Genomic DNA, 15,889 nt, shown 5'->3' with positions numbered 1-15,889 from the left:
ATATCATTTCCATCTCACTCGGAGATCATCATGGCCGACACCTCGCAAGCACAGGCGAACGCTGCTACGCAACCCGCCGGATGCCCGTTTTCTGGATCTTCCTCTTCGCAAATTCCGCCATTCCCGCGGCCGCGTCAGCGCGTCTTTGATCCACCTCTTGAATACATTGGATTGGAGGACGACCGATCCGTGTTTCGTGTCCGGCTTTGGAACGGCGACATCGCATGGGTGATCACGAACCACGCGGATTACAAGACGGTGCTGGGCGATCCTCGCTTTAGCGCCGATCCGACCACTCCGGGTTTTCCGGGACAGAGCGCCGCTCTCCAGGCATCGAGGAAGAAGTACCCATCCTTCGTGTCCATGGATCCGCCGAAGCACACGGCACAGCGGCGTATGGTGACGGGAGAGTTCGCCGCCAGGCGTATCGGGCAGATGCGTCCCAAGCTGCAGAAGATCGTTGACGACTTGATCGATACGATGATCGAGAAGGGTCCTCCCGCCGACCTGGTCGAATGTTTCGCGCTCGCAGTTCCTTCTTTCGTAATCTGCGAGCTGATGGGAATACCCTATTCGGATCACGAGTTTTTTCAATCGCGGACGCGGATATTCACCTCGAACGCAGCGTCGATGGAAGCGGCGCTCGCGGCCAATCGTGAGCTCGTCGACGAATATCTCGCGGGCCTGCTGAAGCGCAAAAATGAGGATCCGCAGGACGATCTGCTGAGCCGTCTTATGATCGAGCATGTGAGAACCGGCCATCTGACCGAACATGAGGTGCTCAGCATGGCGCGGATGCTCCTCATAGCCGGGCACGAAACGACGGCGAACATGATCGCGCTCGGCACGTTGCTCTTTCTCCAGCACCCGGACCAACTTGAATTCCTTCGCAGGGATCCGGGACTGGCTCCGGCAGCCGTCGAGGAAATTATGAGATACTTGTCGATTGCCCATTCGGGGCAAAGAAGGGTCGCCAAGGAGGATGTCGAGATCTCGGGGCAACTTATCCGAGCTGGCGAAGGTATCGTCGCGTTCCAATCAGCCGCCAACCGCGACAGCAAAGTGTTCTCCGATCCCGACAAATTCGATATCCGACGCGACGCCCGCCAACAGGTCGGGTTCGGTTTCGGCGTGCATGGATGCTTGGGCCAGTACCTTGCACGCGTCGAACTGCAAATCGTATTCACGACGCTTTTCAGCCGACTGCCGAACCTGGCGCTCGCTGCCCCGATCGAAACGTTGAAATTCAAGGACGACATGCTGGTCTACGGCGTCGAGCACGTACCGGTCACCTGGTAGCCTGCCGCTCCGTACGATCAACTTCGTCCAGAGGAATCAAGCATAGTCAGCCGCAGTGTTTTGCTGGGTCCGATACGAAGAGGAACCAATGAATTCCGAATTGAATGCAAAATCAGAATTACAGCCCTCGTTTCCCGGTTATTCGATGAAGGAGCGGGACCGCCGCTGGGCGCTGGCGCGAAAGCTCATGGATGATGAGGGCTTGGACGGACTGCTTGTGACCGGCCAAGCAAACCGCGGCGCTCCGAACGTTGCGCCCGACGTTTATCTCTCAAACGACCGCGCCGGCGGCTGGGTCGTGTTCCCGCGAGAAGGCGAGCCTATTTTACTTTCCTGGTCCGGATTACACCTCATCTGTCAAGCGGTTGAGTCGAAGCGGGGGATGACGCCGTGGATCCGACCGGATCATCATTGGCTGGGCAGAGATGCCGCCATGGTCAAGAAGGCTTTCGAAGCAAATGGTCTGATGTCGGCGCGTGTGGGCGTCATTGGCCTGGAGCCGGCTGGTCCCCGGCAAGAAAGCTTCTTGTCGCATTCTGCATGGGAAAGCGTGTCGGCCGAGCTCCCGAATGTCAAGTTCGTCCACGTCTGGCGACGTCTCGCACGCATGATGCTGGTCAAGAGTCAGGAAGAAATCGAAGTCATCAGACACTGTGCCAACGCCGGGGAGAAGATGTCCGAGGCATTTGTGGCCGCCGCGAGGCCCGGGATGACCGAGGCTGACGTTTATGCGCAGGCTATGGCGGCGGCTTTCACCGGAGGAGCCAACTCGGCCGCCCTGATTATTCAAAGCGGACCCGACAATCCATCTTGGGGCTTTCCCGATTGGTTGGTGCGTCCGGTGCGGTCCCGCACGTTGGACCGGGGCGACCTCGTCCAGTCCGAACTGTTTCCTACCTACGGGCTGATGGAGACGCAGCAACAAGTCTGCGTTTCATTGGGAAAGATGCATCCCGTCCACCAAAAGGCCGCCGAAGTAGCCCGGGAAGCCTATGATGTGGGCCTGGAAAAGATGCGCGTCGGAACCACCTTCGGAGAAGTCGACGACGCCATGACCGATGTTGTTAAGCGGGCCGGTGGTTGGTTTGTTACGCCGCAGATCCACTCACTCAATCCCATTTCAGTCTTGTCAGGCTTATCAACATTTGGAATGGAGAATTTCTCGGGTGCGGGCAGTTACGCGCCAATTCCACCAAAGGCCGCAAGAAATAAGGAAATAGTCCTTCAGGCGGGCATGACCTTCGCCATGGAGCCTAACTGCCACTTCGGAGACCGCCGGATCAACATTGGCGGCACGGTGTTGGTGACGCAGTCTGGGCCGGTCGAAATGAATACAATTGCCAATCATGTCGTCGAGGTGTGAGCGTGCAACGCAGGATGCCGACCCGACAAGTCCGTTGGCGACTGTGGCTACATTGAATAGGTCGCCTTGGAAGGGCACGGTCCAGCTCCAAAAATTTGCTTCTCGCTCGCGCGAGCGCACGTCGTGGAGTGTCACGCTGATGCAGATTGTTAATCGACTGGTTCCGAGGCCGGGGCGATTCAAGGATCGACGATCGAAGGGGAAAGGCGCCGGACAAGTAGTCCCAGCTTTCTTCCGCTACGAATAAGTAATCAGAAAAACAGATGAAATTTGGAGGCGACAGGCCATGGGGCAGCATGTGAACGTAGGCGACATCATCAATCGCTCCCCAATCAGTCCGATTCAGATCCTTGTGCTTTCGCTCGGAGTTGCAGTTGCGCTTATTGACGGATTCGACACCTCATCCATTTCGTTTGCCTTGAGCTCGATTGCCGCGGATTGGAAGGTCAAGCCGCAGGCGTTTGCACCTGCGCTTACTGCCGGCCTATTCGGACTTATGATAGGCGCCATGGCGATGGGTCAGCTCGGTGACAAGATCGGCCGCAAGCCGATGACAATTGCCGCTACCATCATCTTCGGCATCAGCACACTTGCCATCGCCTTCGTTCGAGATGCGGACGATCTCTTCTGGGTTCGACTGGTCGGAGGTGTCGGCCTGGGTGGTGTTTTACCCAATATAACGACAATAGTCGCGGATTACGCGCCCGAGCATCGGCGGAGGACGGCCGTCATGATCGTTATCGGGGCCATCGCGGCTGGAGCGTCTCTCGGCGGAATCCTCGCCAGTTATATAATCCCGGTGTTCGGTTGGCGCTTGATTTTCATCGTCGGGGGATTGATCAGCCTGGTCATGGCGCTTGTTTGTCAGGTTCTTCTTCCGGAGTCGCCGTTGTTTTTGGCGACGCGCAATTCCTCTGATCCACGCGTCGGACATATATTGAAGCGAATCTCGCCAAAGACGGTTGGAGGCGCTGATGCAATATTTATCGCCCACGTCGGCCAGGAAAGGCGGGCCTCCTTGTCCCGTCTGTTTGCCGCCGGCCGCTCACCTGTGACGTGCCTCCTTTGGCTGTCGATGGTCAGCCAGTTCGTGATGGTCTATATTTTCGCGCTCTGGCAGCCCACGCTGGTCCGCGAGAGCGGCAATCCCGTCGAAGTCTCGATATTCGCTTCAGCTTTATTCCCCTTGGGCGGGTTGGTGGGATCGCTCGTGCTTGGACCAATATCCGAAAGAATCGGGCCGCATCTCACCTTGTCGGCAAGCTATGCCTTCGTCGCGATGGCGAGCGCGGCACTCTCATTTTCGGGAACCAATCTATTGCTGCTATACCCGGCCTCGTTTCTCGCTGGCATGTTCGCGTTTGGCGCCTGGTCGGCTCTGACGGCCTTGGTAACCAAATACTACCCGCCCGAGATTCGCGCCACGGGCGTCGGATATGCGTCCGGAATAGGACGGTTCGGATCGATGCTGAGTCCTTGGGTCGTCGGCATCGCATTGGCCGCCGGATGGAAGGCGCCCCAGATTCTCTTGTTGCCGATCATCCCGGCAACAGTGGCGGCAATCTGCATCGTCGGCGTTGGTTTCCTCCGACAACGGTCGACCGATGACGATGGTTCAAAGCTGATAACAGCGATGGAATTGCCCGTCCGTTGAAGATCCGGTGGGCTGCAGGCCGGGCGCATGCAATAGGCTTCGCTTATGGGAATATCGAAGTTGGCGAGTCGACGCGCGAATAACGCCTCGCCGCTCTGAAAGCTTGACAACCGCCGCACGGCATTGGATATCGTTGAATAGAATATTCATAATGCGAATAGCTCCGTCGGTGGGCGCGCAGGTGCGTTCCGGTGTGGATTGGAACGAATGAGCGGCAGGGAACGAAGCTGCCACACCGCGTGAAGATAGTGAGGAAGGATGCTCGGAGGACGCAAGATACTGGTTACGGGAGGCGGCTCCGGCATTGGCGCGGCCACAGTTGCCGTCATCCGTGACCGTGGGGCGCAGGCATACATTATCGATGCTGCTTCTTCGCCGGATGCAAACGATCAGGACTTCTCGCAAGCCGACGTCACTGACTTTTCTGCTGTTGAGCGGGCAGTCGCAGAAGCGGCTAGTCGCATGAGCGGAATAGACGGACTCGTCAATGTCGCCGGCGTGACGGGCGGTAGCCCGCTCGAAAGCACGGATATGGCTCAGTGGGATCGCGTCTTCGCAGTCAACCTCACAGGCACCCTCAATGTCGCGCGCGCGGCCCTGCCGTTTCTTCGTCAAGCTGAAGACGCCAGCATCGTGAATGTTTCTTCTGGGGTAGCGCTTAACCCGTTTCCTGGACTGGGGGCCTATGCGGCTTCCAAGCGGGCCGTTCTCAGTCTTACTCAGACCTGGGCGATGGAGCTAGCGCCGCGCATCCGGGTCAACGTGGTCTGTCCGGGGGCAGTCGATACGCCGATGATAAAGAATGCAAGCCGGTTGAACGGCGATCTCTATGCGCTGAAGCGGATCGCGCGTCCCGAGGAAGTCGCAACCGCCATCGCGTTTCTGTTGGGGACGGATGCCTCCTACGTGACGGGAATCATTCTGCCGGTCGATGGTGGACGAACCTATTATTGAAGTGTCGAACAACCGCAGGGCGGGGACATAAATGTACCCATCTCCGATCGAGGGCTACGTCGCGCCGACCACGGTGGATGAAGCCGTGACGGCGTTTGCGCGCTGGGGGGAGGAAACTCACTACATTGCTGGCGGCCAGAGTCTCATGCAGGCCATCAAGTCACGTATGGTCCGGCCAAGATGTCTGGTGGATTTGCAGAAGATCGACGTAATCCAGGGTATTCATCAGGAACCCGGCACCATTCGTATTGGCGCGATGACACGCTACTGCGACATTGCCTCAAGTGAGCTTTTGGACGGCCCGTTCGCCGCGCTAGTTGACGGCGCGGCTCACGTCGGCGACCGTCAAGTGCGTCACCGCGGGACGATCGGCGGCAGCCTGTGCTGGAACTACATATCGGCCTGCATGCCGGCGGTTAACCTCGCGATCGGATCACGGCTCACGTTGGCTTCTTCGTCCGGGGAAACGCGGGCGCTCGATATTGAGGACTTTCTCGGCGCGCCGCTGGAAACGAGCCGCCACGAAGGCGAGCTCTTGCTGTCGGTGGAGCTGCCGCAAATCTTTGGGCGAGCCGGCAGTGCTTATCGAAAATGGAGCCTGATGACCGACGGGCTTCCCGTAATCGGTGTCAGCGCCTTCCTGCAACTGGACGACATGGGTACCTGTTCCTCGGCACGGATCTCGGTTACCGGGCTTGAAAGCGGGCCTATAAGAGTCCTGACGGCGGAGCGCGCGCTGATTGGCGTCTCGCATTCAAACACAAAGGGGATCGAGGAGGCGTTGAACGACAGTTCGACCTCACTCGATACTCACTCGGACGAGGAGGCCGACGCGGAATACCGAAGGGTGCTATTCCGCCACTTGGGCCGGGACGTCGTCAATAGGGCGTTTATGCGCGCGCTGGGTAATCGGGAATGAATACATCAGTTTCGATCACGATAAATGGCGTCGCTTACGAACGGAGCATCCCCATCAGAATGCTGCTGGTGGATTTCATTCGGTATGAAGCGGGACTCACCGGCACCCATGTGGGATGTACATTCGAGGGAGCCTGCGGCGCATGCACCGTCCATCTCGATGGCGATGCCATCAAATCGTGTCTCGTTCTGGCCGTCCAGTGTGATGGTCGTTGGATCACCACGGTAGAGGGGTTAGCGGAGGGTAGCGAGTTGCATCCGCTGCAAATCGCCTTCAACGAGTATCATGCCCTACAGTGCGGCTATTGCACGAGCGGACTGTTGATGACCGGCGTCGACCTCATTGAGAAAGACTCGGAACTAAACGAGGAAAAAGTCCGTCACGGTATAACGGGCAACCTCTGCAGGTGCGCCGGCTATTCCAACATTGTGGATGCGATCCTTAGCGTGGCCCGTGCGAGGACTCGTGAGGAGGAGGAATAGTCTTTGAAAGAACTTCATGCCGGTGGGATCGGCGCGCGCCTTCCTCGCAAGGAAGACATCCCGATCCTGAGGGGAGAGGGGCGCTACTTCGCCGATATCTCGATTGCCGGCCAGCTTCACGTGATGTTCTTGCGTTCACCGCACGCTCACGCACGCATCCTCTCGATCGATGTGTCGGCCGCGGAGGAATTGCCGGGAGTCGTGGCCGTGGTCACCGGCGAAATGATCCGAAATGAAATGTTGCCTTTGCCGCAGCCTAGCGTCGGAGGCGGACTACCGGGACGGAAGCCAAAATTCTGGCCTCTCGCCGTCGAAAAGGTGAAGTTTCACGGCGAGCCGGTTGCGGCAGTCGTAGCAGAGACGCCGTATTTGGCGGAGGATGCGCTCGAAGCGATCTTCGTGGAATACGAGCCGTTGCCCTATGTAGGCGACATGGAGGCGGCGCTTGATCCATCGTCGCCCCGCGTCCACGAGGATTGGAATGACAACGAGATCTTCAAGTCCAATTTTCGAGCGACCCGCTCAGCTGATGAACACGCGGCCCACATAGAAGAAGCGAAGCGTCGGATTGCGGAAGCGCCGTTTGTTGTGAGGCAACGTTTTCGGACACATCGCTGCGGAATTACCGCGCTTGAACCTCGGGGAGCGCTTGCTGTTTGGGACGCGACCGAAGGGATAACGACGTGGATGACGACCCAGCGTCCGCACCTGCAGCGGTTGAGCCTGGCGGAAGTCCTCAAGTTGCCGCAGGCGAAAGTCCGGGTCATTACGCCGCGCGATCAGGGCGGCGGTTTCGGGATGAAGGGATCGGTCTACCGCGAACCGTTGCTCGTAGCCTATCTCGCGCGGCATCTTCGTCGCCCGGTACGGTGGCTGGAAACCCGCGAGGAGAACCTGATGGCGGCCGGTCAGGGCCGGGATCAGATACATGATATCGAGCTGGCGGCCGATGCCGACGGAAGGCTGGTCGCCTTACGTGACAAAATCCATACCGACGCCGGCGACGGATGTCTGGGAGGTACTTGGGGTTACGCCATGCCGATGGTGGGAGGAATGCGGCTTCCAAATGCCTACATTCTACCGTTCTGCGATATTGAGTTGCGAGTGGCGGTAACCAACAAAGCCTCGTTATGCCCGGCACGCGGTTTCGGGATTTTCGCTCCGCGATTCGCGCTCGAACGCGCGCTGGATATGCTTGCCCGGAAGATCGGTGTTGAGCCGGCGGAATTCTTGCGGAAGAATTTCATCACGACGTTTCCAGCGCGTCTGTCGACCGGCCTGGGCTACAGCAGCGGCGACTTTGTCAAGACCTTCGATCGACTTGTAGAATTGGTCGATATTCCGGAATTTCGCAGGCGTCAAAAAGAGGCATTGAGTCTAGGCCGTTATATTGGCCTGGGGATCTCCACGGGTGTCGAGGTCTCCGGCGTCGACAATTTATCATACCTTATGGCAACGGGTGGGCCGAGCTACGCGACGGTTGATTTGCGAGTGGATCCCGAAGGTCACGTAACGGTTGCCTATGGTGATGGACCAACCGGTCAGGGCTCCCAGACGACGATTGCTCAGGTCGTTGCCGAGGAGCTTGGCATAGATCCCCAAAACGTCACTGTCTTGTCAGGCGATACCCTTACGACAACGTATAGTCCTGGGACCGTCTCCGGGCGTGGTGCCTCGATGGTTTTGCCGGCCGTGGCGCTGGCATGCCGCGATCTGAAGAAGAAGATAGTTCGTGTTATTGCGAATGACGCGTCCATCGTTGCAGGCGACGATGAGTTTAGTTTCGCGGATGGCTACATAACCTGTGGCGGCAACAGCAATCTGAGGCGCAGCTTCGCCGAACTTGCTCATCGCATCGTGATTGGTGCTGTTGATCTTCCGCCGGGTGACACGGGTGGCTTGGAGCAACGAGTAGTTTTCGAGGCCACAAGAGGAAATGTCTGCTTCAGTGCGCATGCCGCGTTTGTGGAGGTCTCGCCGGAAACCGGCCGCGTCAAGATTACGAGATATGTCACCTCAGACGATGCCGGCGTTGTCATCAACCCCTTGATTGTGGAAGGACAGATACAAGGCGGCGTCGTTCAAGGCATCTCGAATTTCTTTTTCGAGGAGTATGTGTACAACGATGAAGGACAGCAGATGACGTCGACGCTCGAAAGCTACAAGATCGCCAAGGCGGCTGATGTCCCACGTATCGAAATTCACCATGACGCCGGGACACCAAATCCAACCAATCCGCTCGGCACACGAGGCATCGGCGAGGGCTGTATTGCGCCGGTACCGGGCGCGCTCGGCAACGCGATTAGCGATGCGCTGCGTCCTCTCGGAATCGAAATAACGGACCTTCCGGTTCGTCCGGGCCCCCTGTTTCATAGGATGGACGGTATGCTAAAGCAGGCTTCAACGAACGCCGGTAACTGATGCTCAACTGCGGGTCTGCGGCGAAAAGGATCCGTTGTTCTATTTTTGAGTGTTCCGGCGGAGGAATTCCGAACGGACCACCGAGATCAGAAGAGCCGCCCGCTGCATGGGAACGAAAATCCCAGGCCTTCACGGAGTGCGCCCGTGCCGAGAGCAGATGTCGAACGCATTCTTCGACACGATAGGGTTCGCTGTGACGGAATCCGCGTCTATGCGGGCGCGTTCGCCTCGTCCGGCTTCGCCGCTTCAAAGCATGGATACTGCGCTAACGCAGAGCTCGACGAGCGCAGTCCAGTCTTGGCCGACTGAGTTGATGCATGGTCGACCGGACGATGGACCGTTTTATCAGGTACCAGAAGAAGCTGACGCAAATGCTGTACCCTTCACTTTCACTTTCCATCAGCCCCACCTACCTGCCTGACTTATTCGCTGACCGAATATCCGACTTCTTTTCACGTAGCTAATCAGGTTTACAATGGCAAGAGACGGCAAAAACGTGCGTCCGAAGAATGGACAGTTCGTCGCGGCGCTGGCGAAAGGGCTCGAGGTGCTGCAATGTTTCAGCCCTTCGACGCCGGAATTAGGATCAAGTGAAATCGCCCGCATGACGGGTATGCCGCAGCCGACGGTTTGGCGCCTCTGCTACACACTCATCGAGCTTGGTTTTCTCGTAGTGGTTCCCGGCAGGCAGACGATGCGTCTAGGGATTTCACTTCTTGGCTTGGGGCATGCAGTTCTGGCGGGACTCCCCATCGGCGAACTCGCGCTGACAGACATGCAATCCATGGCCAGCCGCCACGAGGGTGCGGTCTCCCTGGGGGCACGCAACGGACAAAGCATGCTCTTTTTGCAGCGGTGCCAAGGATCGGCGATCATCGTAGCGGATCTGAGAGTAGGGTCACGCATTCCGATTGCAACGTCGGCAACGGGCTGGGCCTATCTCGCCGCGCTGGATACCGTCGCACGCAACAGGTTGATTTCGGAATTGAGCGCGTCGCTGGGCAAGCAATGGTCTATGATCGAACCAAAGCTTGCCACCGCGCTTCGTCAATTCGCGAAGCAGGGTTATGTGGTCAGCAAGGGGTCGTCTAACGCGCGGATTAACGCCGTGGCTGTCCCGGTCAAATCGCCTGACGGTTCAGTCATCCTTTCGCTCAGCTCGGCTGGCATCAGCGAGATATTCCGCGCCGAAAAGCTGGCCCAGCTCGGGGCGGAACTAAAGCTGCTGGCAGCAAAGCTGGCGCCCCTACTTACTTACCAGCGGGTGTCTTGATCGTTCCCGAGACCGCCACTATGCAACGCCGCATCCGCCATCAGGCGACTGCTTGGAAGGCGGTTCTCCGCTCTTGAGCCTTCGCGATCCGGTAGCCGCAGCTGGAAATGCCACAAGAACAGCCTTCGTAGTCGATCGGAAGCCTTAATCGACCTTACCCATTTCCTTCAGCACTTCGTTGGCAGCCTTGAAGGCATCAAGGCCGGCTGGGATGCCGCAATAGACGGTAGCGTGCAAAAGTACTTCCTTGATTTCCTCGACGGTGACGCCGTTGCTGATCGCGCCACGCGTGTGCAGCTTGATTTCCGGCGCGCGGTTGAGCGCCGTCAGCATCGCCAGGTTCAGCATGCTGCGAGTCTTACGATCCAGGCCCGGTCTGGTCCAGGCATAGCCCCAGCACCATTCGGTAGTGATGTGCTGAAATGCCATCATGAAATCATTGGTGGTCTGGATCGACTTGTCGACATAGGACGCGCCGAGAACTTCACGGCGTAACTCAAGGCCTTTATCGAAAAGACCGCCGAGCGTGATCGTCTGGTCGTAACTCATCTTACTCCCCCTTTTTGTTGGATGGGTCCGATTGCCGGGTGTGGCGGCCCTGGTATCGGCCTGAGCCGATCAATATTTCATCGCCTCGGGATGCGACTGTCACAAAATCAAAAGTCTCGCGGGGGTTCAAGCGCGCTCGACCTGCTTGGCGTGCTGTTGCGGGACACCGTCAGCTTTTCTCACACAGCGTCAGCTTATTTGAATTGCCCTGTTCCTGCCGGCTAAGACATCAGTTGCGTCTTGTCGACCTGTATCGGATTGCACGGAGCGGATATTTTGTGCGACCGCGGGACCATCAACTTCGAAATGCGCCGTGAACTGTCCGGCACAGCGGATCTGAATAGCGCCTTGAAAAACGAAAGATGTTGGCCATGAAGAAGGAACTGTCGGTTGCCATTATCGGTGCGGGCATGGGCGGCCTGGCATCTGCTGCTTCGCTCCGGCGCGCGGGTGTCGGCGTCACCGTCTACGAGCAGGCGGCGCAGTTCAGCCGGCTGGGCGCAGGCATCCAGATCGGATGTAATGCGATGCAGGTCCTGCGTGTGCTGGGCCTCGAGAACAAGCTGCGCTCGGAGGCGTTTTATCCGCGCTCCTGGAACAACAAGGACTGGCGCACTGGCGAGATTCGCTTCGACATGATCTTCGGTGAAGCCGCCGAGAAAAAATTTGGCGCACCATATCTTCTAGCGCATCGCGGCGATCTGCACTCGGCGCTGGCCAGCGCCGTTCCGGACGAATGTATCAAGCTGAACCACAAGCTGACCGGCTTGGAAGAAGGGGCCGACGGCGTAAAGCTGACATTTGCCAATGGATCGACCGCCGTGGCCGACGCTGTGATCGGTGCTGACGGCGTCCATTCCATCGTCAAGACGATCCTGTTCGGCGCAACGGAACCGAACTTCACCGGCCGTATCGCCTACCGCACCACGTTCCCGGCCAGGCTGCTGAACGGATTAGAGATCGACGAATGCACCAAGTGGTGGGGCGAAGACCGGCACATCGTGATCTACTATGTGAAGCCGGATCGCAGTGAGGTCTACTTCGTGACCAGCCAGCCGGAGCCGGACTTCCACACCGAGTCATGGTCGGCCAAAGGTGACGTCAAAGTGTTGCGCGCGGCGTTTGAAGGGTTTCACCCTCAGGTCCAACATGTGCTCAACGCCTGCCCGACGGTGCACAAGTGGGCGCTGGTCGACCGCGATCCACTTCCGAGCTGGGCTGCCGGCAATGTGACCTTGCTCGGTGATTCCTGTCATCCGATGACGCCCTATATGGCCCAAGGCGCGGCCATGGCGATCGAGGACTCGGCGGTGCTGTCACGCTGCCTCCAAGGCGTCGAACGGGAGGGTGTCGCGGATGCGTTCCGCCGCTTCGAAGCGACGCGCAAGGAGCGCACATCCCGCGTACAGGGAACCTCGCGCACCAACACCTGGCTGAAAGACAAGACCGACACCGATTGGGTCTACGCCTACAATGCCTGGACCACGCCACTGGCGGCATAGTCGCGACACACCGAGCAGCCAGGCAATGCCACTGTTTATCATTTTGAAGTTTGCGAAAGAGTGCTTGAAAGAGGCTGTATATGACCACAGCGACAACCGCAAACGGAGACAAACCCGTCGTCGCGAAAGACTGGCTTCCTGCCGGCTTCTCGCGCATCAAGCTCGACGGTACGGAGAACGGCAAGTATCTGGCGGCCTATGTCGCTGGGCCTGAGGATGCGGAGGCAGTTCTATTCAACACCTCAATTCTCACCGACAGCCGGGTCTGGAAGGACCAAGCCGCTCGCGCCTTGGCGCTGGGCTACCGGGTTGTTTGCGTTGATTTCCGCGGCCACGGCGCCTCGTCACCGTTTTCGCCGCCCTATACCATGCAGGGATTGATCGCGGACAACATCTCCATCTTCGACGACCTGAACATTGACCGGGCGCATCTCGTCGGCGTGTCGATGGGCGGGATGGTTGGATTGGGCTTGGGCATCTTGCATCCCGACCGGATCCAGAGCCTGACTCTGTGCGCGACACGTGGGGATGCGCCGGCGGCTTTCGCGGTCGGCTGGGATGAGCGAATCGCCTTGGCGACGAAACAGGGGACTGGTTCGCTGGTGCAATCCACCTGTGAGCGCTGGCTTGGCGCGAACTACGTCAGTCATCCCGCTTACGGATTGATAGCGCAAATGATCCAGGACACCTCTACAGAAGGTTTCGTCGGAGGCGCGCAGGCGATTCAGAAGCTGGATTTTCTGGGCGATGCCGGCAAGGTCATCGCTCCGACGCTGCTCATCGTCGGACAGAATGACGCCGGAATGCTGCAGCCGATGCACGCGCTTCGCGAGGCTATCAATGGTGCGCGATTTGAGACACTGGCGAGCGCCGGTCACTTGCCGCAGCTCGATAATGCTAATGAATTCAATAAGCTGCTGTTCGATCATATGTTCGCAAACAAACGAAACGCCGTCTGATTGTCTAGAGGGCCCCCGGTGTGAGAAAAACTCACTTGCCAGGACGTTGTGCTGTGGCACATACACGTCGCCATGGCGCGGAAACTTCCCCCCTTAAATGCAATACGCGCCTTTGAAGCGGCAGGCCGGCATGTGAGTTTTACTAGAGCCGCGGTCGAACTGAACGTGACTCACGGCGCGGTCAGCCGGCAGGTCGGATTGTTGGAGAGCTGGTTGGGGACGCCGTTGTTTCGGCGCAGCGCATCGCAACTGGCTTTGACAGAAGCTGGCCGCATCTACCTCGCTGAAGTCACCTCAATGCTGGACCGACTGGCGGTCGCCTCGATGCATATGCTGGACCAAGCAGTGCCGACGGCACTTAGGATCAACGCTCCGCCAACCTTTGCGATGCGCTGGCTGTTGTCGCGGATATCCGGTTTTCAGCGCAGGCGGCCAGATATCGAAATCCGGCTGACGACATCCACCGCTCCAGTAAATTTCCACGACAACGCCTACGACATAGCGATACGTGGAGCGCAGGAGCCTCTGTCAGGCTACGTCTCGCAGCCTTTCATGACCGAGCTGATCGTTCCCGTCTGCCATATCGATCTCCTCGACGGTGGACAGATGTGCAAACCACGGGATCTAGCGGAACAGGTACTGATCAGCTATGCGACTGAGCCCTATTCGTGGTCCGATTGGTTGCAGGCTGCGGATGTCCCGGATATTAAACCACGCGGCTCGCTCAGATTCGAGCAAATGTATTTCGCATTGCAGGCGGCGGTAGACGGACTCGGCGTCGTGCTTGTTCCGCTCTTCCTTGTGATCGATGACATCATTACAGGCAGCCTGTGCATGCCGTTCGGTGTGCTCGCGGCAAAACAGCGTCAGTATTTTGCCAATGCGGTTCATTCAACACCGACCGTCGAGGCGTTTTATGAATGGCTGCTCCGCGAAGGCCACGACACCGAGCGGTCGATGGCCGACTGGTCGCTGTCGATGAAGTCGGGAACGGCGAATCCCTAGTTATAACGAGCTACTCCACGCGACTTTTTGCGTTCTGAAAACAAGAGCAACACTCTGAAACGAGGACCGATTTTATATCGATTACATATGGCGCGAAAGCCTGTCGGGAAAGACGATTGCGGTCACGAAACCCGCGACCGAGAAAACCATTGGTCAGGGTGTTGCGTGTCCCCGCAACCAGTACACCCCTAGACTCTAGGGGATCGGCCGCCGCCCTCTCAGACATCCTGAGCAGGGCGGCGATTTCGCCGTAAATCTCGATCTCCACGGGCTTGTAGGGCCCTTGTGGATGAATGACGACCTTCTCAACAATCTCCCGAATGGCATCGTGCACCGCCGCACGGTTATCGCCATCTGACTCGGCGAGAGCCTTTTTCAGATCGCGGACCTTTTCCCGGTAGGCATTCGCCGCATTCGGGTGGAACTCGACTGTCGGGGGACGATATCGGCGATGGTGGCCTCGATCTGGTCGCGCTCAGCCTCCAGCGCCGCCAGTCGCTCGCGCAGGGCACGGCTCGGGTTATCGCCCAGGAGGGCGTCGACCGCTTTTGAGATCGAGCAGTTGATGTTCCCCAGCCGCTTTTCGAGGTCCCGGCGGCGGTGGGCCGTTGATCCATGCAACTCGCGGGATGCCCGGTGGTACTCGCGAACATACTCGGCAATCAGGGCAGGCGAGGCCAGGTTCTCCTCGATCCCTTTCAGGACCAGGCTCTCGATCGCCAGCCGGGACACGCTTCGCCGGTTTTCACAGAGGCCGGTCTCTTTCATGCGGGTGCAGAGTAAGAGAGGGCCGCGCTTGTCGTTACCTGCGACCACGTAGCCGGACCCGCAGCACCCGCACTTGACTAGGCCAGACAGGAGATTTTTCGGCCGCGTCGCATAGACGGCTTTGGGACCACCGCGATCTTCCCGCCGAGCGCGGACTTTTGCTCAGGTATCGGCATCGATAATGCGCAAGTGTTCGGCCTCGGCGGTCATCCATTGGTCCCGCGGATTTTCACGGCTGATGCGCTTGCCAGTCTCGGGGTCCTTGATGAACGTCTGGCGGTTCCAGACGATCCGGCCGGCGTAGAGTTCATTTTGCAGGATGCCGTTCAGGCGCTTGCGGCTGCCGGCGATCGTCGATGCATTCCAGACGCCGCCGCGTGGACCCACAATGCCCTTCTTGTTCAAGGCCGCGGCGATTTCTCGCGGCGATCGTGCATCGAGGTAGTCAGTGAAGATTTGGCGAACGATCGTTGCTTCCGTCCGATCGATCTCCAGCTCTCCGGGTTTTCCCGGTATGGGCTGATAGCCGTAGCTGCGCCCGCCGTTGTGACGGCCGTCGCGATTAACACCGGCCTGTCCACGTCGCGTTTTCTGGGCAAGGTCCTTGAGATACAGCGAACCGAGCAGCCCCTTCACGCCGATATGAATGTCGCCGGCAATGCCGTCTTGCGCCGTCCGGATAACCGGTCTCGCGACTGCAGTCGGTCCCGCGTCCCGCCGCGTTCCGCGTCGGCGCTATGC

The 15,889-nt window shown here is 58.5% G+C and carries 14 protein-coding genes; 11 read left to right on the top strand and 3 right to left on the bottom strand.

Annotation, left to right across the window (positions count from 1 at the left end):
• Positions 1 to 30: 30 nt before the first annotated feature.
• The 8 genes from UP10_RS36990 to UP10_RS36955 all read left to right on the top strand — a co-directional run bounded on the left by UP10_RS36990 (position 31) and on the right by UP10_RS36955 (position 10,365).
• The gene (locus UP10_RS36990) at positions 31 to 1,299 is read left to right on the top strand and encodes a cytochrome P450 (protein ID WP_082077470.1); all 1,269 of its coding nucleotides are present in this window, start codon (positions 31 to 33) and stop codon (positions 1,297 to 1,299) included.
• A gap of 88 nt (positions 1,300 to 1,387) precedes the next feature.
• Positions 1,388 to 2,662: a M24 family metallopeptidase gene (locus UP10_RS36985; RefSeq protein WP_082077469.1), complete on the top strand. Its 1,275-nt coding sequence runs from the start codon at positions 1,388 to 1,390 to the stop codon at positions 2,660 to 2,662.
• Positions 2,663 to 2,948: 286 nt separating this feature from the next.
• Positions 2,949 to 4,316, top strand: a complete 1,368-nt coding sequence (locus UP10_RS36980; RefSeq protein WP_044592064.1) for an MFS transporter — start codon at positions 2,949 to 2,951, stop codon at positions 4,314 to 4,316.
• Between the two features lie 258 nt (positions 4,317 to 4,574).
• Positions 4,575 to 5,270, top strand: coding sequence for an SDR family NAD(P)-dependent oxidoreductase (locus UP10_RS36975; protein WP_044592063.1), 696 nt, complete (start codon positions 4,575 to 4,577; stop codon positions 5,268 to 5,270).
• 31 nt (positions 5,271 to 5,301) lie between these two features.
• Positions 5,302 to 6,189: an FAD binding domain-containing protein gene (locus UP10_RS36970; protein ID WP_044592062.1), complete on the top strand. Its 888-nt coding sequence runs from the start codon at positions 5,302 to 5,304 to the stop codon at positions 6,187 to 6,189.
• Positions 6,186 to 6,671, top strand: coding sequence for a (2Fe-2S)-binding protein (locus UP10_RS36965; RefSeq protein WP_044592061.1), 486 nt, complete (start codon positions 6,186 to 6,188; stop codon positions 6,669 to 6,671). Before UP10_RS36970 ends, UP10_RS36965 begins: the two co-directional genes overlap by 4 nt.
• 3 nt (positions 6,672 to 6,674) lie before the next feature.
• A complete protein-coding gene (locus UP10_RS36960) occupies positions 6,675 to 9,092 on the top strand; it encodes a xanthine dehydrogenase family protein molybdopterin-binding subunit (RefSeq protein ID WP_044592060.1) in 2,418 nt (805 codons plus the stop codon).
• Positions 9,093 to 9,567: 475 nt separating this feature from the next.
• Positions 9,568 to 10,365 (top strand): IclR family transcriptional regulator, encoded by a 798-nt coding sequence (locus tag UP10_RS36955; protein ID WP_050044002.1) that lies wholly within the window; start codon positions 9,568 to 9,570, stop codon positions 10,363 to 10,365.
• 144 nt (positions 10,366 to 10,509) lie between these two features.
• On the opposite strand, the gene UP10_RS36950 is transcribed toward UP10_RS36955, so the two are convergent.
• The gene (locus UP10_RS36950; RefSeq protein WP_044592059.1) at positions 10,510 to 10,914 is read right to left on the bottom strand and encodes a carboxymuconolactone decarboxylase family protein; all 405 of its coding nucleotides are present in this window, start codon (positions 10,912 to 10,914) and stop codon (positions 10,510 to 10,512) included.
• Between the two features lie 371 nt (positions 10,915 to 11,285).
• On the opposite strand from UP10_RS36950, the gene UP10_RS36945 reads away from it, so the two are divergent.
• The 3 genes from UP10_RS36945 (at position 11,286) to UP10_RS36935 (ending at position 14,380) form a co-directional block, all read left to right on the top strand.
• Positions 11,286 to 12,416 carry an FAD-dependent monooxygenase gene (locus UP10_RS36945; protein ID WP_044592276.1) on the top strand — a complete coding sequence of 377 codons (1,131 nt, stop codon included), beginning with the start codon at positions 11,286 to 11,288 and terminating at the stop codon, positions 12,414 to 12,416.
• An 80-nt stretch (positions 12,417 to 12,496) separates the two neighbouring features.
• Entirely contained in the window at positions 12,497 to 13,375 is an 879-nt protein-coding gene (locus tag UP10_RS36940; RefSeq protein ID WP_050044001.1) for an alpha/beta fold hydrolase, read from the top strand.
• Positions 13,376 to 13,447: 72 nt separating this feature from the next.
• Positions 13,448 to 14,380, top strand: coding sequence for a LysR substrate-binding domain-containing protein (locus UP10_RS36935; protein ID WP_063775427.1), 933 nt, complete (start codon positions 13,448 to 13,450; stop codon positions 14,378 to 14,380).
• 375 nt (positions 14,381 to 14,755) lie between these two features.
• Here the strand turns inward: UP10_RS36935 and UP10_RS46165 are convergent, their stop codons facing one another.
• Both UP10_RS46165 and UP10_RS46160 read right to left on the bottom strand, forming a co-directional pair.
• Positions 14,756 to 15,196: a hypothetical protein gene (locus tag UP10_RS46165; protein ID WP_245322144.1), complete on the bottom strand. Its 441-nt coding sequence runs from the start codon at positions 15,194 to 15,196 to the stop codon at positions 14,756 to 14,758.
• A gap of 114 nt (positions 15,197 to 15,310) precedes the next feature.
• On the bottom strand, positions 15,311 to 15,784 hold the full coding sequence (locus UP10_RS46160; RefSeq protein WP_245322142.1) for a recombinase family protein: 474 nt from the start codon (positions 15,782 to 15,784) through the stop codon (positions 15,311 to 15,313).
• Positions 15,785 to 15,889 lie beyond the last annotated feature (105 nt).

The organism is Bradyrhizobium sp. LTSPM299 (assembly GCF_000938235.1).
Classification (GTDB): Bacteria; Pseudomonadota; Alphaproteobacteria; order Rhizobiales; family Xanthobacteraceae; genus Bradyrhizobium.
Note: the sequence above shows the minus strand (reverse complement) of the source record. Positions and strands in the feature narration are given on the sequence as shown.

Bases quoted from the DNA above. Each gene is read 5' to 3' on its own strand.
- UP10_RS36990 (WP_082077470.1), top strand. From the start codon at position 31: ATGGCCGACACCTCGCAAGCACAGGCGAACGCTGCTACGCAACCCGCC.
- UP10_RS36985 (WP_082077469.1), top strand. From the start codon at position 1,388: ATGAATTCCGAATTGAATGCAAAATCAGAATTACAGCCCTCGTTTCCC.
- UP10_RS36980 (WP_044592064.1), top strand. From the start codon at position 2,949: ATGGGGCAGCATGTGAACGTAGGCGACATCATCAATCGCTCCCCAATC.
- UP10_RS36975 (WP_044592063.1), top strand. From the start codon at position 4,575: ATGCTCGGAGGACGCAAGATACTGGTTACGGGAGGCGGCTCCGGCATT.
- UP10_RS36970 (WP_044592062.1), top strand. From the start codon at position 5,302: ATGTACCCATCTCCGATCGAGGGCTACGTCGCGCCGACCACGGTGGAT.
- UP10_RS36965 (WP_044592061.1), top strand. From the start codon at position 6,186: ATGAATACATCAGTTTCGATCACGATAAATGGCGTCGCTTACGAACGG.
- UP10_RS36955 (WP_050044002.1), top strand. From the start codon at position 9,568: ATGGCAAGAGACGGCAAAAACGTGCGTCCGAAGAATGGACAGTTCGTC.
- UP10_RS36950 (WP_044592059.1), bottom strand. From the start codon at position 10,914: ATGAGTTACGACCAGACGATCACGCTCGGCGGTCTTTTCGATAAAGGC.
- UP10_RS36945 (WP_044592276.1), top strand. From the start codon at position 11,286: ATGAAGAAGGAACTGTCGGTTGCCATTATCGGTGCGGGCATGGGCGGC.
- UP10_RS36940 (WP_050044001.1), top strand. From the start codon at position 12,497: ATGACCACAGCGACAACCGCAAACGGAGACAAACCCGTCGTCGCGAAA.
- UP10_RS36935 (WP_063775427.1), top strand. From the start codon at position 13,448: ATGGCGCGGAAACTTCCCCCCTTAAATGCAATACGCGCCTTTGAAGCG.